The organism is Streptomyces sp. NPDC046261 (genome assembly GCF_040646235.1).
Taxonomy (GTDB): Bacteria; Actinomycetota; Actinomycetes; order Streptomycetales; family Streptomycetaceae; genus Streptomyces.
Genome location: NZ_JBEYZU010000006.1, coordinates 49,871 through 68,798, shown reverse-complemented (window position 1 = coordinate 68,798; position 18,928 = coordinate 49,871). Strand labels below are relative to the sequence as shown.

The 18,928-nt window shown below is 67.4% G+C and carries 23 protein-coding genes; 16 read left to right on the top strand and 7 right to left on the bottom strand.

What is annotated here, in order from left to right; translation table 11 throughout:
• The first annotated feature begins 114 nt into the window (after window positions 1-114).
• Window positions 115-1,116 (top strand): winged helix-turn-helix domain-containing protein, encoded by a 1,002-nt coding sequence (locus ABZ956_RS13580; RefSeq protein WP_361891671.1) that lies wholly within the window; start codon window positions 115-117, stop codon window positions 1,114-1,116.
• 120 nt (window positions 1,117-1,236) lie between these two features.
• The gene (locus ABZ956_RS13575; protein ID WP_361891668.1) at window positions 1,237-2,094 is read left to right on the top strand and encodes a metallophosphoesterase; all 858 of its coding nucleotides are present in this window, start codon (window positions 1,237-1,239) and stop codon (window positions 2,092-2,094) included.
• 81 nt (window positions 2,095-2,175) lie between these two features.
• On the opposite strand, the gene tuf is transcribed toward ABZ956_RS13575, so the two are convergent.
• The 5 genes from tuf to ABZ956_RS13550 all read right to left on the bottom strand — a co-directional run bounded on the left by tuf (window position 2,176) and on the right by ABZ956_RS13550 (window position 7,352).
• Window positions 2,176-3,369, bottom strand: coding sequence for an elongation factor Tu (tuf, locus tag ABZ956_RS13570; protein WP_361891666.1), 1,194 nt, complete (start codon window positions 3,367-3,369; stop codon window positions 2,176-2,178).
• 173 nt (window positions 3,370-3,542) lie between these two features.
• A complete protein-coding gene (gene fusA / locus ABZ956_RS13565) occupies window positions 3,543-5,666 on the bottom strand; it encodes an elongation factor G (protein ID WP_361891663.1) in 2,124 nt (707 codons plus the stop codon).
• Between the two features lie 39 nt (window positions 5,667-5,705).
• Entirely contained in the window at window positions 5,706-6,176 is a 471-nt protein-coding gene (gene rpsG / locus ABZ956_RS13560) for a 30S ribosomal protein S7 (protein WP_004950419.1), read from the bottom strand.
• A gap of 2 nt (window positions 6,177-6,178) precedes the next feature.
• Window positions 6,179-6,550, bottom strand: a complete 372-nt coding sequence (rpsL, locus tag ABZ956_RS13555; RefSeq protein ID WP_003948652.1) for a 30S ribosomal protein S12 — start codon at window positions 6,548-6,550, stop codon at window positions 6,179-6,181.
• Between the two features lie 340 nt (window positions 6,551-6,890).
• Window positions 6,891-7,352 (bottom strand): helix-turn-helix transcriptional regulator, encoded by a 462-nt coding sequence (locus ABZ956_RS13550; protein WP_361891660.1) that lies wholly within the window; start codon window positions 7,350-7,352, stop codon window positions 6,891-6,893.
• 326 nt (window positions 7,353-7,678) lie between these two features.
• Between ABZ956_RS13550 and ABZ956_RS13545 the strand changes: the two genes are divergently transcribed.
• Genes ABZ956_RS13545 through ABZ956_RS13535 form a run of 3 tightly spaced genes read left to right on the top strand, consistent with a single transcriptional unit; the run spans window position 7,679 to window position 8,936 of the window.
• Window positions 7,679-8,008 (top strand): hypothetical protein, encoded by a 330-nt coding sequence (locus ABZ956_RS13545; protein ID WP_361891657.1) that lies wholly within the window; start codon window positions 7,679-7,681, stop codon window positions 8,006-8,008.
• Window positions 8,005-8,745 carry a hypothetical protein gene (locus ABZ956_RS13540; protein ID WP_361891654.1) on the top strand — a complete coding sequence of 247 codons (741 nt, stop codon included), beginning with the start codon at window positions 8,005-8,007 and terminating at the stop codon, window positions 8,743-8,745. The genes ABZ956_RS13545 and ABZ956_RS13540 overlap by 4 nt, the downstream gene beginning before the upstream one ends.
• Window positions 8,742-8,936, top strand: coding sequence for a hypothetical protein (locus ABZ956_RS13535; RefSeq protein ID WP_071961692.1), 195 nt, complete (start codon window positions 8,742-8,744; stop codon window positions 8,934-8,936). Before ABZ956_RS13540 ends, ABZ956_RS13535 begins: the two co-directional genes overlap by 4 nt.
• Window positions 8,937-9,038: 102 nt before the next feature.
• Here the strand turns inward: ABZ956_RS13535 and ABZ956_RS13530 are convergent, their stop codons facing one another.
• Entirely contained in the window at window positions 9,039-9,308 is a 270-nt protein-coding gene (locus ABZ956_RS13530) for a hypothetical protein (RefSeq protein ID WP_361891651.1), read from the bottom strand.
• A gap of 488 nt (window positions 9,309-9,796) precedes the next feature.
• Between ABZ956_RS13530 and ABZ956_RS13525 the strand changes: the two genes are divergently transcribed.
• From ABZ956_RS13525 to ABZ956_RS13495, 7 genes are all read left to right on the top strand, one after another.
• On the top strand, window positions 9,797-10,657 hold the full coding sequence (locus ABZ956_RS13525; RefSeq protein WP_361891648.1) for a CHAP domain-containing protein: 861 nt from the start codon (window positions 9,797-9,799) through the stop codon (window positions 10,655-10,657).
• Window positions 10,658-10,757: 100 nt separating this feature from the next.
• Entirely contained in the window at window positions 10,758-11,651 is an 894-nt protein-coding gene (locus tag ABZ956_RS13520; RefSeq protein WP_361891645.1) for a hypothetical protein, read from the top strand.
• A 9-nt stretch (window positions 11,652-11,660) separates the two neighbouring features.
• On the top strand, window positions 11,661-12,068 hold the full coding sequence (locus ABZ956_RS13515; RefSeq protein ID WP_361891642.1) for a hypothetical protein: 408 nt from the start codon (window positions 11,661-11,663) through the stop codon (window positions 12,066-12,068).
• Between the two features lie 89 nt (window positions 12,069-12,157).
• Window positions 12,158-12,742: a phage tail protein gene (locus ABZ956_RS13510; protein ID WP_361891639.1), complete on the top strand. Its 585-nt coding sequence runs from the start codon at window positions 12,158-12,160 to the stop codon at window positions 12,740-12,742.
• 77 nt (window positions 12,743-12,819) lie between these two features.
• Entirely contained in the window at window positions 12,820-13,110 is a 291-nt protein-coding gene (locus tag ABZ956_RS13505; protein WP_361891636.1) for a hypothetical protein, read from the top strand.
• Between the two features lie 47 nt (window positions 13,111-13,157).
• On the top strand, window positions 13,158-13,526 hold the full coding sequence (locus tag ABZ956_RS13500; protein WP_361892441.1) for a hypothetical protein: 369 nt from the start codon (window positions 13,158-13,160) through the stop codon (window positions 13,524-13,526).
• Window positions 13,527-13,617: 91 nt separating this feature from the next.
• On the top strand, window positions 13,618-14,178 hold the full coding sequence (locus ABZ956_RS13495) for a hypothetical protein (RefSeq protein ID WP_361891633.1): 561 nt from the start codon (window positions 13,618-13,620) through the stop codon (window positions 14,176-14,178).
• A gap of 202 nt (window positions 14,179-14,380) precedes the next feature.
• Here ABZ956_RS13495 and ABZ956_RS13490 read toward each other — a convergent pair whose 3' ends face one another.
• The gene (locus tag ABZ956_RS13490; protein ID WP_361891631.1) at window positions 14,381-14,812 is read right to left on the bottom strand and encodes a DUF3592 domain-containing protein; all 432 of its coding nucleotides are present in this window, start codon (window positions 14,810-14,812) and stop codon (window positions 14,381-14,383) included.
• A gap of 131 nt (window positions 14,813-14,943) precedes the next feature.
• Here ABZ956_RS13490 and ABZ956_RS13485 point away from each other — a divergent pair, with 131 nt between their 5' ends.
• The 4 genes from ABZ956_RS13485 to ABZ956_RS13470 are packed head-to-tail and all read left to right on the top strand — an operon-like array spanning window position 14,944 to window position 18,903.
• Complete coding sequence (locus ABZ956_RS13485) at window positions 14,944-15,660, top strand: hypothetical protein (RefSeq protein ID WP_361891628.1); 717 nt, start codon at window positions 14,944-14,946, stop codon at window positions 15,658-15,660.
• A 41-nt stretch (window positions 15,661-15,701) separates the two neighbouring features.
• Complete coding sequence (locus ABZ956_RS13480) at window positions 15,702-16,772, top strand: phage tail protein (protein WP_361891625.1); 1,071 nt, start codon at window positions 15,702-15,704, stop codon at window positions 16,770-16,772.
• Window positions 16,773-16,792: 20 nt separating this feature from the next.
• Window positions 16,793-17,968, top strand: a complete 1,176-nt coding sequence (locus ABZ956_RS13475; RefSeq protein WP_361891623.1) for a hypothetical protein — start codon at window positions 16,793-16,795, stop codon at window positions 17,966-17,968.
• An 8-nt stretch (window positions 17,969-17,976) separates the two neighbouring features.
• Entirely contained in the window at window positions 17,977-18,903 is a 927-nt protein-coding gene (locus ABZ956_RS13470; protein WP_361891620.1) for a phage tail protein, read from the top strand.
• The last annotated feature ends 25 nt before the right edge of the window (window positions 18,904-18,928 follow it).

The following is an 18,928-nucleotide window of genomic DNA, read 5'->3' as shown; positions in this document are numbered from 1 at the left end:
CCCGGCTCGGGAGCCTGAGCCCTATCCTCCGGATGAGGCCGGAGCGCTTCTCCCCCGGTCTCATCCCGGTCTCATCCCGCGTTCAAGCCACGCCACCGAGGGCAGGGGCAGATCGTGCGCATTCACTTCACCGGCGTCGACCTGGGCCGCATCCGCCTGACCGCGGAACCGGACATCCTCTGGGAGACGCTGCTGGCCGCCCACATGGTGCAGACGGGACAGGCGCCCCTGGTCTTCGGCGAGTGGCGCAACCGGGTCCGCGGCCGGCTGACGGACCCCATGCGAAGGCTGCTGGCCCTGGCACCGCCGAAGGGCTACTCCCCCGACTTCCTCACCCCGCCCGAGGCGGCCCAGGGCCTGCGGACCGGGCTCGACGCGATGCTCTCGCTGCCCCGCCGGCAGCTGCGCCGGGACCTGGAACTGCTGGCGCCGGACCGCCGGGACCTGCACTTCGTCCGGGCCCTCGCCGACGGGGAGGCCGCCCCGCTGCAGGCCCTCGGCGACGGCATCACCGCCTTCCACGACCTGGCCGTCCTGCCCTACCTCGGCAAGATGCGCGAGCACATCTCCGCCGACCGGGCCACCCGCTCCCAGTCCATCCTGACGAGCGGCGGTGAGCATCTCCTGGCCACCTTGCATCCGGCCGTGCGCTGGAATCCGCCCGTACTGGAAGTGGCGATCCCATCGAACGAGGACGTCTATCTGGAGGGGCGCGGGCTACGGCTCGTGCCCTCCTTCTTTTGCTGGCGCGCCCCCACCGTGCTCCGCGATCCGGAGCTCCCGCCGGTGCTCGTCTACCCGATCGTCCACGACCCCGCCTGGCTGCTGGACGTCCACGGCAAGCAGGCCGGACGCGGCGAGCCCCCGCTGGCCGCCCTCCTCGGGCGCACCCGGGCCGAGGTGCTGGAAGCCACCGCCCGCGGCTGCACCACCAGCGAGCTGGCGCGCCGGGTGCGCATCGCCATGGCCACCGCCAGCCACCACGCCACGGTCCTGCGCGACGCCGGGCTGATCACCACGCACCGCGCCAACGGCCGGGCGTACCACACCCTCAGCTTCCTGGGCCGGGAGCTGCTCAACGGCCGGCGGCTGATCACTCCGGACGGCGCCCGCTGAGCCCCGGCCGCAGGCCCATCCCCCGCGATGGACATGGGCCCGCCACCCGCCGGGCACCAGGGCCTACCGTAAGTTGCGTATGACGCAACGCCCCATAGCCGCCCGCGAGTCTGGGATTCGATGCAACAGCCGATTTCGCACCGCTCCGGCCGACGGCTCCTCGCCGTCAGCGACCTGCACACCGGTATGGCCGACAACGTGCCCATCGCCGAGTCCCTGCGCCCCGTGACCGACGAGGACTGGCTGATCGTGGCCGGCGACGTGGCCGAGCGCTTCGAGGACGTCGAGCGCACCCTGGCCCTGCTGGCCGGCCGCTTCGCCAAGGTCGTGTGGGTGCCCGGCAACCACGAGCTGTGGACGCCGAAGACGGACCCGGTCGACCTGCGGGGCGAGGCCCGCTACGAGCGGCTGGTCAAGCTCTGCCGCGACCTGGGCGTGGTGACGCCCGAGGATCCCTGGCCGGTGTGGGAGGGCGAGGGCGGGCCGGTCGCCGTCGCGCCGCTGTTCACGCTGTACGACTACACCTTCCGCACGCCGACGGCGGCCACGAAGGAGGAGTCCCTGGCCCAGGCCCATGAGGCCGGCGTGGTGTGCACGGACGAGTTCCTGCTGCACCCGGAGCCCTACGACGGCGTGGACGACTGGTGCCGCGCCCGGGTGGCGGCGACCGAGGCCCGGCTGGCCGCGCACGACCCGTCCGTACCGCTGGTGCTCGTCAACCACTGGCCTCTGGTCCGCGAGCCCACGGACGTCATGACGTACCCGGAGTTCGCCCAGTGGTGCGGGACCGTGCTGACCCGCGACTGGCACACGCGGTTCACCACCGCGGCCGTGGTCTACGGGCATCTGCACATCCCGCGGACGACCTGGTACGACGGGGTCCGCTTCGAGGAGGTCTCCATCGGCTATCCGAGGGAGTGGCGGCGCCGGGGCCATCCGAAGGGGCTGCTGCGGCAGATCCTGCCGTACACGCCCTGAGCCGGCCGGCGGGCGGAAAACGAGCGGGCCCCGCACATCCGAGGATGTGCGGGGCCCGTTCAGACCTGCAAGTAAGCGGACTTACTTGACGATCTTGGTGACCTGGCCGGCGCCGACGGTGCGGCCGCCCTCACGGATGGTGAAGCGCAGGCCCTCCTCCATCGCGACAGGCTGGATCAGGGAGACGGACATCTCGGCGTTGTCGCCGGGCATGACCATCTCCGTGCCCTCCTTGAGGGTCACAACACCGGTCACGTCAGTCGTACGGAAGTAGAACTGCGGACGGTAGTTGTTGAAGAACGGGGTGTGGCGGCCGCCCTCGTCCTTGGAGAGGATGTACGCCGTGGCCTCGAACTCGGTGTGCGGGGTAACCGAACCCGGCTTGATGATGCACTGGCCGCGCTCGACGTCCTCGCGCTTGATGCCACGGAGGAGCAGACCGACGTTCTCACCGGCCTGGCCCTCGTCGAGCAGCTTGCGGAACATCTCGATACCGGTGACCGTGGTGGTGGTCTTCTCGGTCTTGATGCCGATGATGTCGACGGTCTCGTTGACCTTCAGGACACCACGCTCGATACGGCCGGTGACGACCGTACCGCGACCGGTGATCGTGAAGACGTCCTCGATGGGCATGAGGAACGGCTTGTCGACGTCACGCTCGGGCTGCGGGATGAAGTTGTCGACCGCGGACATGAGGTTCATGACCGACTTGCCCCACTCGGCGTCGCCCTCGAGCGCCTTGAGCGCCGAGACCTTGACGACCGGAGCGTCGTCGCCCGGGAACTCGTACTCGTTGAGGAGCTCACGGACCTCGAGCTCGACGAGCTCCAGGATCTCCTCGTCGTCCACCATGTCGGCCTTGTTCAGGGCGACAACGATGTACGGAACGCCGGACTGGCGGGCCAGGAGCACGTGCTCCTTGGTCTGCGGCATCGGACCGTCGGTCGCGGCGACCACGAGGATCGCGCCGTCCATCTGGGCGGCACCGGTGATCATGTTCTTGATGTAGTCCGCGTGACCCGGGCAGTCAACGTGGGCGTAGTGACGCGACTCGGTCTGGTACTCGACGTGCGCGATGGAGATGGTGATACCGCGCTGACGCTCCTCCGGGGCCTTGTCGATCTCGTCGAAAGGCGTGAAGGGGTTCAGGTCCGGGTACGCGTCGTGCAGCACCTTGGTGATCGCCGCGGTAAGAGTGGTCTTACCGTGGTCGACGTGACCGATGGTGCCGATGTTGACGTGCGGCTTAGTCCGCTCGAACTTCGCCTTCGCCACTGGGGTCCTCCTGGGAGTGGTTCTGTACGCCTAGATTCGGTCGGCGCCAGGGATCTTTGCTGGGGTGCCGTCCGCCGGGGCATCCGACGCATTCCTCACGGTTTGCAACGGAATGCCCCGACAGTCGGTGTCAAGCCTAAGGCGTGAGCCTCGTCTATGGAGACGGGAGCTCGTTACTCGCCCTTGGCCTTCGCGATGATCTCCTCGGCGACGTTCCGCGGAACCTCGGCGTAGGAGTCGAACTGCATCGAGTAGCTTGCGCGACCCGAGGTCTTGCTGCGGAGGTCTCCGACGTAGCCGAACATCTCCGACAGCGGAACCAGGCCCTTGACGAGCTTGGCGCCGCTCCGGTCCTCCATGGACTGGATCTGACCGCGACGGGAGTTGATGTCGCCGATCACGTCGCCCATGTAGTCCTCGGGGGTGGTGACCTCGACGGACATCATCGGCTCGAGAAGAGCCGGGGACGCCTTGCGAGCACCCTCCTTGAACGCCATGGAACCGGCGATCTTGAACGCGAGCTCGGAGGAGTCGACGTCGTGGTAGGCACCGTCGAGCAGCGTCACCTTGACGCCGGTCAGCGGGTAGCCGGCCAGCACACCGAACTCCATGGCCTCCTGGCAACCCGCGTCCACGGACGGGATGTACTCCCGCGGGATACGGCCACCAGTGACCTTGTTCTCGAACTCGTAGCCGTCGCCCTCGAGGGGCTCGATCGCGATCTGCACCTTGGCGAACTGGCCGGAACCACCAGTCTGCTTCTTGTGCGTGTAGTCGATCCGCTCGACGGCCTTGCGGATCGTCTCGCGGTACGCGACCTGCGGCTTGCCGACGTTGGCCTCGACCTTGAACTCACGGCGCATACGGTCGACCAGCACGTCGAGGTGCAGCTCGCCCATACCCGCGATGATGGTCTGGCCCGTCTCCTCGTCCGTGTGGACCTGGAAGGACGGGTCCTCCTCGGCCAGGCGCTGGATGGCGACACCCAGCTTCTCCTGGTCGCCCTTGGACTTGGGCTCGATGGCGACCTGGATGACCGGCGCCGGGAAGTCCATGGACTCCAGGATCACCGGCTTCGCGGCGTCGCAGAGGGTCTCACCGGTGGTGGTCTGCTTCAGACCCATGACGGCGACGATGTCACCGGCACCCACCGAGTCGATCTCCTCACGCTTGTTCGCGTGCATCCGGTAGATCTTGCCGATGCGCTCCTTCTTGCCCTTCACGGAGTTCTGCACCTGAGTGCCGGCCTCCATGCGGCCCGAGTAAACCCGGACGAAGGTGAGCTTGCCGAGGTGCGGGTCGCTCATGATCTTGAAGGCAAGACCGGCGAACGGCTCGTCGTCGGACGGCTTGCGCTTCACGACCTCGTCGGCGTCGTTGACCGCGTGGCCCTCGACAGCCTCGATGTCCAGCGGCGACGGCAGGTAGCGCACGACCGCGTCGAGCAGGGGCTGAACGCCCTTGTTCTTGAACGCGGTGCCACAGAACACCGGGGTGACGGTGACGGAGTCGGCGCCGCCCTTGGAGGCGAGAGTGATGCGGCGGATGGCCGCCATCAGCTGCTCCTGCGTGGGCTCCTGGCCCTCGAGGAACAGCTCCATCATCTCTTCGTCGTTCTCGGCGACGGCCTCGAGCAGCTTGCCGCGCCACTCCTCGGCAGCCTCGGTGTGGGTGTCCGGGATGTCGACGACGTCGTACATCTCGCCCTTGGCGGCCTCGGCGGACCAGACCAGCGCCTTCATCTGGACGAGGTCGACCACGCCCTTGAAGTCGGCCTCGGTGCCGATCGGGAGCTGCATGACCAGCGGAACCGCACCGAGGCGGTCGACGATCATGTCGACGCAGCGGTGGAACTCGGCACCGGTGCGGTCGAGCTTGTTGACGAAGCAGATGCGCGGCACGCCGTAACGGTCGGCCTGACGCCACACCGTCTCGGACTGCGGCTCGACGCCGGCGACGCCGTCGAACACCGTCACGGCACCGTCGAGCACGCGCAGGGAGCGCTCCACCTCGACGGTGAAGTCGACGTGGCCCGGGGTGTCGATGATGTTGATGGTGTGGTCGACGCCCTCAAGCGGCCAGTGGCAGGTCGTCGCGGCAGACGTGATCGTGATGCCGCGCTCCTGCTCCTGCTCCATCCAGTCCATCGTGGCAGCGCCGTCGTGGACTTCACCGATCTTGTACGAAACGCCGGTGTAGAACAGGATCCGCTCGGTGGTGGTCGTCTTGCCCGCGTCGATGTGGGCCATGATCCCGATGTTGCGGACCTTGGCCAGGTCAAGCGAAGTGGTGGCCATATGGCTCAGTCTTCTCTCGGTTCTCGATGGGGGTAGCGACTACCAGCGGTAGTGCGCGAAGGCCTTGTTGGACTCGGCCATCTTGTGCGTGTCCTCACGCTTCTTGACCGAGGCGCCGAGACCGTTCGAGGCGTCCAGCAGCTCGTTCATGAGGCGCTCGGTCATGGTCTTCTCGCGACGGGCGCGGGAGTAACCGACCAGCCAGCGCAGCGCCAGGGTGGAGGCGCGGCCCGGACGGACCTCGACCGGCACCTGGTAGGTGGCGCCACCGACGCGGCGGGACTTGACCTCGAGAGCCGGCTTCACGTTCTCGAGAGCGCGCTTGAGGGTGATGACCGGGTCGTTACCGGTCTTCTCGCGCAGACCCTCCATGGCGCCGTACACGATGCGCTCGGCGGTGGAGCGCTTGCCGTGCAGGAGGATCTTGTTGATGAGCGACGTCACCAGAGGGGAGCCGTAAACCGGGTCGATGATGACCGGGCGCTTCGGGGCGGGGCCCTTACGAGGCATTCTTACTTCTCCTTCTTGGCGCCGTAGCGGCTGCGAGCCTGCTTACGGTTCTTGACGCCCTGCGTGTCGAGGGAGCCGCGGATGATCTTGTAGCGAACACCCGGCAGGTCCTTCACACGGCCGCCGCGCACGAGCACGATGGAGTGCTCCTGCAGGTTGTGGCCCTCACCCGGAATGTAAGCGGTGACCTCGATGCCGGAGGTCAGACGCACACGCGCGACCTTACGGAGCGCCGAGTTCGGCTTCTTCGGGGTGGTCGTGAAAACACGCGTGCAGACGCCGCGGCGCTGGGGCGAACCCTCGAGTGCGGGCGTCTTGTTCTTCTCGACCTTGTCCTGCCGGCCCTTCCGGACCAGCTGCTGGATCGTAGGCACCGTTTCTCCGGTTTCTGTGTGCCGATCACGATAAAACTAACCTGGGAGCTACCACCGACCCACGCGGTCGGGTGTGTCGAAGGCTGCAGACCCCCGCCGATGGCGGATTGGTGCAGATTTCGGTGTCTCCGAAGCGGCCGAGACCGCCCGGTTCCGGGTCTCCCGCGCGGTCTGAAGGCACGCGCAAGAGCCCAGGGACACCCCAGGCACAAGGTCAGAGCGTACCTACCGCATGGGCTGCGGTCAAAACAAATGCACACGCGGAGGACACCCCGATGTGCTGGATATGTCGCAGATCAGAGCGGCCTCACGGGGCCCGCCAGGGGCCCGCCCACCGGCCCTAGCGCCCGGCGGATACACCCCGATGGGTGCTGCGCGGGTCCTCCGGCCGGGCCCCGCTGACGGCAATGATCATTTCGGTCATCTCGACGAACTGGCGGCGGTGGCTGTCGGGAATGCCCAGCAGTTCGGCCGCTTCGTCCGGGGTCGTCCGGCCGGCGCCGCGGTCCGCCGCGCGCGCCGCGCCCGGCAGCGGCAGGTCGTCCGCCGTGACCTTGCCGGACTGGATCAGCATGTCCCGCAGCGATACGCCGAGCACGCGCGCCAGCGCGCGCATGGTCTCCAGGTCGGGCAGGCTCTGCCGCTGCAGCAGGCGCGTCACCGCCGCCCGGTGCACCCCGGCGTCCTCCGCCAGTCGCGATCTGCCTCCGCCGCGCGGACTGTCGATGTCGTACCCGCGCTCGCGCATCAGAGCCTCGACCCAGCCCGCGAACCGCTCCATCTCCGAGCCCTTTTCGCCCATAGCACTGCTCCCTCCGCAAGAGAAACCCTACCGTCCGTTCGCGCACGCAATAACCAGGATGCTGCGCGGTGGCGCAACTTGCCAGCCCACCGGGCCAAATTCACTCCCTACGGCCGATTGACTGGGGCTTTCTCTTGTGACAGGCGATACCCGAGAGACGTTTGTTGCGCTCTCGCACGCAAGCTGGCTAATGTTCATTGCGCTGCCGCAACAACCGGTCCCTCCGGCCGGGCGGTCGCACGCCACGCTCCGGGGCCTCCGCAACCCCGCACCCGCCCGTCCGTCCGTCCGCCCCAGCCGTGCCCGAGAGGGGCCCCGATCCGCCCATGCCCGCATCCGCGCTCCGCGCCCCCGTCTCCGCCTATCCGCACCCCACCGCCGCCCGCCGCCCCGCCGACTGGCGCACCCGCGCCGCCTGCATCGGCCTGCCGGACCACGCCGTGTTCGCCCGCCGCGCCGAGGCCGCGCTGCCCGCCCTGCGGGCCTGCGCCGTCTGCACCGTGAGCCGCTACTGCCTGGAGACCGTCGCCCCGCGCGAGAGCTGGTTCGACGGGGTGTGCGCGGGCCGGCTGTGGCGCAACGGCAGGGAGGCCCGGCTGCCCGAGGCACCGGCCGTCCCCGAGAAGGCCCCCGACACCCCTTTGGAGCAGCCATGACCACCGCGAACCGTCCCGACCGCGCAGCCGTGTGGCTGGGCATCCTGCTCCGCCAGTTCCCGGAACTGGGCCGGGAGCTCGCCCCCAGCCGCACCGCCCGCCCCGCCGCCATGACCACCGGCCGCGCCCCCCGGACCGCGCCCTCCGCGCCCATCCGCCTCTTCGTCTCCGACACCATCCGCGACATCACCGACGGTGTGGTGGAGCTGGAGGAGGCCGTCTGCGACAAGCTGCGGCTGCCGCGCCCGCCGCGCGGCACGGTGGAGCAGCGCCTGACCCGCCTGATCGCGGGGCTGGACCTCATCTGCGGCGACCCGGTCCTGGCCGAGCACGTACGCGCCGAGGCCCGCCGCATGGCCCGCCGCTGCTCGCTCGCCCTGGGCGACGCCGAGACGCCGGTACGCGTGCGCGGCCGCTGTCCGCACTGCGACTCCGTATCCCTGCGCGTCTTCCCGCACCGCGAGACGGTGCTGTGCGTGAACCCCGGCTGCCGCTGCGCGGATGCCGCCTGCGCCTGCCACACCGACGCCCGGCACCGCCACGCGTGGGCCCGCCCGCAGTGGCGCCGGCTCGCGGAGGCGACGGAGGGGGACCTGGCGGAGATGGCGGCGGCTCAGGACGACGAGGAGACCGAGATGATCGAGACGGCCGGGGCGGTCGGGGCGGTCGGGGCGGTCGCCTACGACGAGCGCGGCGCGAACACCTGTGAGAACGTGACCGAAGGGATGCCCCGATGACTCTGGTGACGACGGCACTGGCCGCACAGGAGACGGCCGTCGTGCCCGACACCGTCCGCAAGTGGGTCCAGCTGGGCCATCTGACGCCGGCGGGCCGGCGCGGCCGGGCGCACCTCTTCCGCCTGGAGGACGTCTTCGCCGCCGAACGCGCCACGCGCCGGGCGCACGAGCTGCGCCGCGACGACGCCTGACCCCGCTCTCCCCCTGTCCCCATATATATGAGGTGTGCCCCGTGGCCGATCGGCCACGGGGCACATGTGCATGTGCGGGTGCGGGTGCGGGTGCGGGTGCGGTCAGACGTCGACGTTGCTGGACGGCATGCGGTAGACCTGCGCGCCCATCGCGCCCTTGCGCTTCTCCCCCATGGCCTCGATCGCCTCCTGCCAGCCGCTGACGAACCCGCCGATCTCGGCGTCGGCGACGACCTTGGTGGCTATCTTCCCCACGACGGCCGTCAGGGCCCGGGCGACCTCGTCGCTGAAGGCACCGGAGAGCCCGGACTCGGCGGCGACCTCCACGGTGGCGGCCACGACCTCCGTGAGCCGCTCGCTGTGCCCGCTCACCGCGCGGCTCCTCCACGCATCACGAACCGCTCAACCATGCCGCCCCCCGGTTCTCTCCGCCGACTCATTTGCCCCTCCGTGCCACCTCCGGCAGATCTGTCGTGAGATACCCGGGAGTGTGCGCGAACGCCCATTAATCTATCCCGTCTCTCTGACACCCGGTCGCCGGGCATGACGAAGCGTCATCGCCCCGGCGAGGGGCCGGAGCGACCCCTTGATTGCGGGCTCGAAACTTCTAGTTGCGCGCTCGCACGATCTCGTTCACAATAGATGCAGCGGCGGAGCTGTGCCCACAACGAGGGCGCGGCATCCGCCGCTTGGCGTTGAGCGCCCGCATACCAGCGCCGCATGGCAACGGCCCCCCGCCCCTCAGGGCGGGGGGCCGTTCGCGTGGCCCCGACCTTCCCGCGGCGCTCACCGCCGATTTCCTGTCCACCCACCCTTATCGGAAGGGGGCATTTATCGATATGGCCAATACCGCTAAGTCCATGCTTGACGAGGCCGCCAAGCACATTGGTTATAAAGAGGGCGCGAACAACGACAACAAGTTCGGCCGTTGGTATGGCGATGGCATGAACCACCAGCCTTGGTGCGCCATTTTCATTTCCTACTGCGCAGCGATGTCGGACAACACCGACATCATCCCGAAGTTCGCCTGGTGCCCGGACGGCGTGAGCTACTACCAGGCCCGCGACCGCTGGAGTCGCACCCCGTCGGTCGGCGCGATCGTGTTCTACGGCTCCTCGGGCCAGGACCACGTCGAGATCGTCGAGTCGTTCACCGACACCCACATCACCACCATCGGCGGAAACACCAACAACGACGGTTCGTCCAATGGCGACGGCGTCTACCGCCGAGTGATCAACCGCAGCTCCACCCGTATCTACGGATACGGCCACCCCAACTACAAGGAAGATGACGACATGCCGAAGCGCGTGAGCCTTGCCCGTAAGACCGACCTGGTCATCAAGCGGAACACCCCGACGCAGATCTCCTTCGAGGACGAGTACTCCGACGGCGGCGAGCAGCACCCCGACAAGGGCGGCGCCGCCTTCATCTCCAGCCACTCCGACTACATCGCCCTCGCCGCCGCCACCCTCACCGGCGTCGCCCCCGGCATCATCATCCAGACCCGCTTCCTGGAGATCAACAGCAAGGGCGAGACCGTCAAGGAAGGCCCCATCGAGGAGCACACCGCCACCACCGGCAACACCTACATCAACCAGACCCGCGCCGGCGCCGTCTGCGACCCGGGCAACCGCGTCGTATGGACCATCGAAATCATCAACGGCGACACCGACGGCAAGCTCACCTACGCCGAGGTCCAGGCCAACTACTGGACCCGATAAGCCCCAGCGGCACCATTTGACGGAAAACACCGAGGGGTGCCCCGCATGCGTCGGCATGCGGGGCACCCCCGTTTTCGTCGGACCCCGGAAGGACATCAACATGGTCACGGTCAATGACCTGCTGCCGTATCCGCTCACACACACCCAGACCGAGTGGAAGTTCGATGCCGATCAGCGCAGCAACGCCCAGGCGATCCTCGAAGAGGCGATAAAGGCCGGCCTCGGTTTTCGAGGTGCGGTCGTCGGCGTCGCCACCGCGCTTCAGGAGTCGGGCATGCGCAACCTCGACTACGGCGACGCGACGAGCATCGGCCTTTTTCAGCAGCAGGACTGGTGGGGCAGCCGGGCGCAGCGGCTCGATCCGCACTGGACGTCCTGGAAGTTCTTCTCCGAGATGAAGAAGATCTGCCCGCCGAAGTTCGGCCCGGATTACCTCACGTCGACGCAGCTCTACCAGGTCGCCCAGGCCGTCCAGGTCAGCAATTTCCCGACGTACTACGCCAAGCACGAGAAGGCCGCCGCGCAGATCGTCGCGGAGCTGGTCAACAAGCTCGGCCTCGATGACGACGCCCCGAAGCGGGTGAGCCTCGCCCGCAAGTCGGACCTGGTCATCAAGCGGAACACCCCGACGCAGATCTCCTTCGAGGACGAGTACTCCGACGGCGGCGAGCAGCACCCCGACAAGGGCGGCGCCGCCTTCATCTCCAGCCACTCCGACTACATCGCCCTCGCCGCCGCCACCCTCACCGGCGTCGCCCCCGGCATCATCATCCAGACCCGCTTCCTGGAGATCAACAGCAAGGGCGAGACCGTCAAGGAAGGCCCCATCGAGGAGCACACCGCCACCACCGGCAACACCTACATCAACCAGACCCGCGCCGGCGCCGTCTGCGACCCGGGCAACCGCGTCGTATGGACCATCGAAATCATCAACGGCGACACCGACGGCAAGCTCACCTACGCCGAGGTCCAGGCCAACTACTGGACCCGATAAGGAGTCCGTGTGAACGCGGCTCTGCTCTCGTTCCCCGATGTGGAACGCCTCATCGTCGACACTCTCAAGTACCGGCCGGAACTGGCGGGAGTGGTCGTCGACAACCGGCCGCCCGCCGGCTTCGACGGTACGCAGAAGGTGGTGCTGGTCTCCCGGACCGGTGGCGCCTGGGTCGACGACCTGCACCTCGACACGCCCCTGGTCGAGTTGGAGGTCTACGGGCCCGACAAGACCACGGCCCACTCCGTGTCCCTGACCGTCCGCGCCGCGCTCCTCCAGCTCCGCGGCACCACCTACGGCACGGCGGTCGTCACCGACGTCGTCGAGACCGAGGCCGTGCGCTGGCTGCCGGACTACAACCGGCCGGCCGGCAACCGCTACCTGACCACGGTGCGCTTCTCGCTCCGCCCGGTGTGACCGGACGGGGTGCCCGCCCCTCGCCTCCCCCAGCAGGCCCCGCCGACCGCCGGCGGGGCCTTCGTCGTACCTCTCACCTAGGAGAACCCATGCCCGGAATGAACCCGAGCGAGATCCGCGTCGCCGGCACCGGCCGCATCCTCATCGCCAAGGTCGGCACCGACGCCCCCGCCGACACCGCCACCGAGTGGGGCGCGGCCTGGCACGACCTGGGCTACACCAGCACCGACGGCGTGAAGTTCGGCCGCAAGGGCAAGACCGCCAACATCGACACCTGGCAGTCCCTGACGCCGGCCCGCACGATCTACACCGAGCGCGAGCTGACGCTGAAGTTCGGCATGCTGCAGCTCAACGAGGACACCCTGCCGTTCTTCTTCGGCGGCGGCGCGGTCGTCGAGACGGCCCCGAACTCGGGCCTGTTCAAGTACGAGATCCACAGCGACCAGGGCGAGGACGAGCGCGCGCTGGGCGTCGAGTTCAGCGACGGCGCCGAGATCCGCTACCGCTTCGTCGTCCCGCGCGGCCTGGTCACGGTCAGCGACGACCTCGACCTGAACCGCAAGGGTGCGGTGAAGCTGGGCGTCACGTTCACGGCGATGGCCTCGAAGCCGGACGCGCCGCTGGCGACGTGGCTGATGAAGGACAAGGCGTTCGCGCCGGGCGCGGCCAAGTAAGTCACCTCCGAACGGGGCGCCGCCCCGTGGCGGCGCCCCACCCCCTTCACATCACCCCTCTCACAAGGAGCAGCACCATGCCCGCATTCGACGTCAACGCGGCCCGCGCCCAGCGCCTGGAGGCGCACGGCACGTCCTGGTCCTTCCAGCTCGACGGCGACACCTTCGAACTTCCCACCGAGATCGGCCACCGCACGGCGCGTGCGCTGCGCGAGCTGGACGACAACGACGTGGACGGTCTGCTCGGGCTGCTGCTGGGCAAGGAACAGTTCGCGCGCTTCGTCGAGCACGACGTGACGATGCAGGACATCGCCGCGATCCTGGAGGCGTACGGCCAGGAGACCGGGCTCGGCCTGGGGGAAGACTGAGCCTCGACGCGTTCGTAGAGGAACACGCCGAGGCTCTTGAGGCCGATCTGCTGCGGCATTTCGGTGTCGACCTGTTGGACTGGCACCGGGGGTCGTTGTCGTCGCGACGGCTTGCGGTGCTGGTGAAACACATGCCGCGGGACAGCGCGGTCAACCGTGATCTCCACGGTGAGGCGGCCGACTGGGATGTGTCGACCCATCTGCTGGCGGCGACGGTCGACCATCTGGCTGTCGCCAACTGGATGACAGCGACGCTGAACAGCGGGGAAGACTCCGAACCGCTGGATTTCCCGGATCCGGTCCCCAGGCCAGGGCTTCCGGAAGCCGGACCGAGCTCCGACGCCTCCGCCGAAATCAACCACAGAGATGTGGCCGCCATGCCGAGTCCGGATCAGCTCGCTCGCTTCTTCTCCTGACGCTCCCCGAGCGGAGCGAGACGCAGGACGTTCCCCCCGATTCCCCTACCCACTAACCTGGGCCTTCGGGATCTGCACAGGAGGGGAATCCTTGAGCAAGGACATATCCCATCAGGGGTGGCGCAACCGCGAGATCGAGATCGAGCGCACGCCAGGAATACCCACACTGATCGAACTGAGAACGTCAGGGTGGACCAGCTCGTTCATTGCGCACGGAATCGAAAGAACGGCACATCGCGAGGAACGGACGCTCATATCCGTAGCGATATCGGGCAGGAAACCGTATCGGTTTCTGCTCGCACCTAAATACACACACGTCTCCATAACCCGGGTATCCGACTCGGAGGGCGGAGGCGGGATTTCTCGCTGGCAACTGCGCATCATGCCGGCCCCATCGGCACCGCTACTCACAGGTGCGGCCGGCGGCAAGGTGGCGGACGTGTTGCAGTGTCCCGCAGGTCTCCAGTCCATCACCTACTCGTTCGACCGGAAGTCCGTCGACTCGGGTACAGGCATCACCCACTTCTCGCCGAGCGGGAAAGCAACCGAGCTTACCGATTCCCGAAGAGTTCAGGGCAGCGCAAAAATTCCCGGGCCGGGCTACCTGCAGATCAGGGCATCAGGCCCGTGGGAAGTGTCGCCCAACCCGTAGACAAAAAGAAAACCCTCCCGCCCACAGCTCCGGTGGGCGGTTTTTTTATGCCCCAGCAATTGCACTGGGGGACGAATTGAGCATCCGGCGAACTACATCCCAGGCCCTTCCAAGGAGATTGGAAGAGCCTGGGCAAACGGATGAAGTACACCGATGACAATAGGATGACGACTCGTTGCCGGGAACGCCGGTCGGCCCACGATCAAAGGTCGAATCCGCCGGACAGCAGTATGTAAATCCACCACGCCTGCGGTATCAGAAAAATCCCCTCAAGGGCTACAAGAACCCAGGTCGCGAATCGACTGCCCGGTTCCCCGTCGAGCCAGTCGGCAACTCGCGCATTACGAGGGTTCCGAGGGTCATAGACGATGACTGCGGCACCACCCTTCGTAAAGGGAGAAACATAACTCGGGTTTGTATGGTGCGTAAACTTGCGCCCGTCCGGAGTCGCGTACTCAATCGCAGCCACAGCCGCATTATCGATCCACGAAATACTGACACATCTCCCACTCGCACGAATCCCCACCCGCTTCAGCCTCGCACGCCGCCGACGAGGGATGAGCTCAAGCGCTATCAATATCCATACGGGGATGAACAGCATCAGAGTGGCGACCAGGATGATGGCTACCGTCAAGACGACCTCCGCTTTATTCGTCATGCACCGCCGAACAGAGTCATCTTATACCTGGAAACAGGAAATGTAGCCGTCAAACACAGAGTCAGCATACAAAGTTGCACATATAGCAGCATTTTGGATGTGAAGCGATGGCCGTTGACCCAGGCCCACTGATCCCCGATTCCATTGGCAATAAATTCGAGGACACGAAGGAGGAGCACTCAAGGTACAACAAAAAGATAAACGACCTCTCCTTCGTAGTTAATAAACAAGCCCTCACCATGAACGGCATGAGCGCATCGATCAACCAGCTCAGCCTCGGCCTCGACACGGTAAAACTAGGGCTTGGCCTAGTGGCCCTCGGCTTCACGCCAGTGAAGATCGACGGGGGCATATTCAAGATGGACGAAAAGGGAATAAGCATCCTTGGCGTTCAGCACAGAACTTGGCCCTGGACTCGCGAGGGCGGATCCTTCTGGCGCGTAGTAACCTCCAAGAAGGACTTGGATAAGTACGACGAAAAGAAAGCGAGAGAGGCCGCCCAGGAAAGGCTTGATTCGCGACTGAGGACAGAGATTCGCGATATCAAGAGGAGGCTTGGCGCCGCCGATAACAACGCAAAGCAAGCTTACCGCGAGGTCGTGCGAACGAACCGGACTCTAACCGGCCACGCACAAGAGACGAAGCGGGCCCATAGGCGTATCGACAGCCTTGAGAGTCGGCTCCGCGCTCAGCGCAAACAGGTGGGCAAGGTCGCCGCCCAGCCCAACGTCTCCGACGGCAATCCCAGGCGCCTCAAGGGTGCTGCAGACCAGATCAAGGCGCTCGAAGCCCGCGTGAATAGCCTCATGGCCGCACTCGGCTGACGAATCCTCTGAGAGTGGATGCCAATCGAATTGGATAGAACATGTCTCTAGTGCAATCCCTCGGCAGAGCCAACGGCTCACTCCGTGGTTTCAAAACCGGCCTGGAAGGGGCCGGCCGCTCCGCCGGCACGCTCGGCCGCCAGGCCGGCACCGCCAACACCAACGTCGGGAAGATCAAGAACTCCGCCAAGCAGTCCACCCGCGAACTCAAGGGCATGAAGACCGCCGCCGACCAGGCGGCCAGGTCCGTCGCCAAGGTCGGCAAGGAGGCCGGCAAGGGCGGCACGTCCATGGGGAAGTTCCAGGGCGGGCTGAAGAAGGCCGACGGTGGGTTCAAGGGGCTCAACAAGTCGATGAAGGGCAACGTCATCGGGATGTTGCTCGAACTCTTCGCACCGCTCATCGAGAAGGTCGTCACCATGGCGTCCAAGTCGAAGACGATGCAGAAGATCATGAAGGTCGCCTTCGACGTCATCGGCAGGGTCGTCAAGACCGTCATGAAGGCCATCGGCCCGCTGATGAAGGCCACAGGCAAGATCATCTCCAAGGTGTGGAACGGCATCAAGGCCGCCATCCTGCCGATCGCCCTGTGGATCGGCTCCGCGATCCCCGGCGCGTTCAACACCGTCAAGGACGCCTTGTCCAGCGCCTGGAGCGGTCTGTCGTCCTTCGCCGGAGGCGTGTTCGACGGCATCCTCTCGGCCGTCAAGTCCCCGCTCAACGCCGTCATCGGCCTGATCAACTCGGCGATCGGCGCCCTGAACGGCATCAAGGTCTCCATCCCCGGCTGGGTCCCCCTCGTCGGCGGCAAGACCTTCGGCGTCAGCATCCCCCGCATCCCGATGCTCGCCGAGGGCGGCATCGTCGCACCCCGCAGCGGCGGTGTGCCGGCGATCGTCGCCGAGGCGGGCGAGCACGAGGCGGTCATGCCGCTGTCGAAGCTGGACCGGCTGCTGACCCGTACCGCCGTCCAGGCCCGCATCGCCTCGGCAGGCGGCAACGGGTCGGCGTCCACCGCCGGTTTCCACATCGAGAACTACTACGCCACCCCGTCCAGCGACCCCAAGGACACCGCCCGAGCGCTGCTGTTCCTCGCCAAGGCCCGCGGATAAGGCGGTAAGGAGGAACCCGCGTGACTGCCGCCGCAGCAGCGCTCCCCAGAAACCCGCTCGCCAACTCAGCCGGCGCGTTCCGCGCCTTCGGCTCCGCACTCGGCCAGGCCGGCCGGTCCCTCCGCACCACTCAGACCGGTATCCGCAACGCCACCCGCGCCGCCGACCGCATCAGGCGGTCGACCGGTCAGGCCGGGAAGGACCTCAAGCAGTTCGGTACGAACGCCGGGGCCGCCGGCCGGGCCGCACTGGCCGTCGGCAAGCAAGCCGGCACCGCCAACTCCGGCCTGCTGAAGACGAAGACCGGCTCTCAGCAGTCCGCCCGCCTGCTGAAGAACATCAACCGTCAGGCCACCGGCAGCGCCAGGGCCATCACCCTGCAAGGCAAGGGCGCCGGCGTCCTCGGCAAGTTCACCGGCATCCTCGGCGGCAAACTCAAAATCGCCAGCGGCATCATGACGGCCGTCAACCTCGTCATGAAGACGAACCCCTTCGTCCTCATCGCGACGCTCCTCGCCCCGTTCGCCACCGAGCTCATCGACTTCGCCCTGAACTCCGAGCTCGGCCGGCAGATCATGGAGACGGTCTTCGGCCTCGTCGAGACGTACCTCACCACCGCCCTGACCGTCATCGTCCCGGTGATCACCGGCTACCTCGCCACGATCAAGGGCGTCTGGAAGGCCGTCGAGCGCGTCATCAAGCCGGTGGTCACGTGGGTCACCAAGGACATCCCCCGCGGCTTCCGCAAGGTCAACTCCGCCATGGAGAAGGCGCTGAACGGCATGGGCGACTTCCTCGAGACCGGCTTCCAGATGGTCCTCGGCGTCGTCAAGGGCCCGCTCAACGGCCTCATCGCCTTCGCCAACTGGGTCATCGACGGCCTCAACAGCCTCAGCTTCAGCATCCTCGGCAAGAAGTTCGGGGTGAACCTGCCGAAGATCCCGATGCTCGCCCAGGGCGGTGTGGTCGGCCCCCGCGACGGCGGCGTCCCCGTGATCCTCGCCGAGGCCGGCGAGGCGGAAGCCGTGCTGCCGCTGTCGAAGCTGGACCAGCTGCTGGCCCGTACCGCCGAAGCGGCCCGCGACAACGCGCCGGCCGCACCCCGCATCGACCACTACTACGAGCCGCCGGGCCGTGGCGCCCTCGCCATCGCCCAGGACCTGCTCTTTCTCGCTCACGTCAGCACACGGAGGTGAGGCCGCCCATGCCCACAGCACAACTCGACACCGCGACTTCGGCCCCCGGCTCACTGATCTCCCAGGACGGGCAGATCGAGTGGGCCGGACTTCTCATGGGCCCCGGCACGCCCTACCAGATCGACGCCAAGGGCCTGACCGGCTGGGACGACCTGCCGGATCTCGAGTCCGCCGACGTACCCCGGCCCGACCAGCACGGCTCCTGGCCCGGCGCCCAGTGGGCCAAGCCCCGCACGGTCTCGGCGTCCGTATGGCTGCTGCCCGAGCGGCCGGACCAGGCACGGGCCGTCGCCGAGGCGTTCCGCGCCGCCACCCGCGTGCACAGCGGCGAGCAGTGGCTGGCCGTACGTCTGCACGGCCAGATCCTCGCCTGCCGGGCCCGGGTCGACCGTCGTGCCGTCCCCACCGACCGTACCTATCTCCTCCAGGGCATCGGTTCGGCCTCTCTGCAGTGGCTGTGCACCGATCCCCGTCGCTACGGCGCCGACGAGCAGTACGCGCGTACGGGCCTGCCCGCGCCGGAACCGGGGCTGCTGTGGCACCCCGGCGGCGGCCTGGAATGGCCGCTCGAGTGGGGGGCGGCGGGGAGCACCGGAACGGTCACCGCGGTCAACGCGGGCGACGCTCCCGCCACCCCCGTGATCGAGTTCCAGGGGCCGGTCGTACGCCCGTCACTGACCCGGCTCAGCGACGGCCGGCAGATCGAGTACGACATCACGCTCGCCGAGTCCGACGTGCTGACCGTCGACACCGGCGCCGGCACGGTCACCCTCAACGGCACCACCTCCCGGCTCTACACCGCCACGGCCCGGTCGACCCCCGAGCAGTTGTTCCACCTCGACCCCGGGGTCACCTCGCTGGCCTTCCGCGCCGCCCCCGAGTCGGCCGATCCGCGCGCCGCCGTGACCGTCAGCTGGCGCAACGCGCACTGGTGACCTCGCCCCCGTTCCGCACCGACGC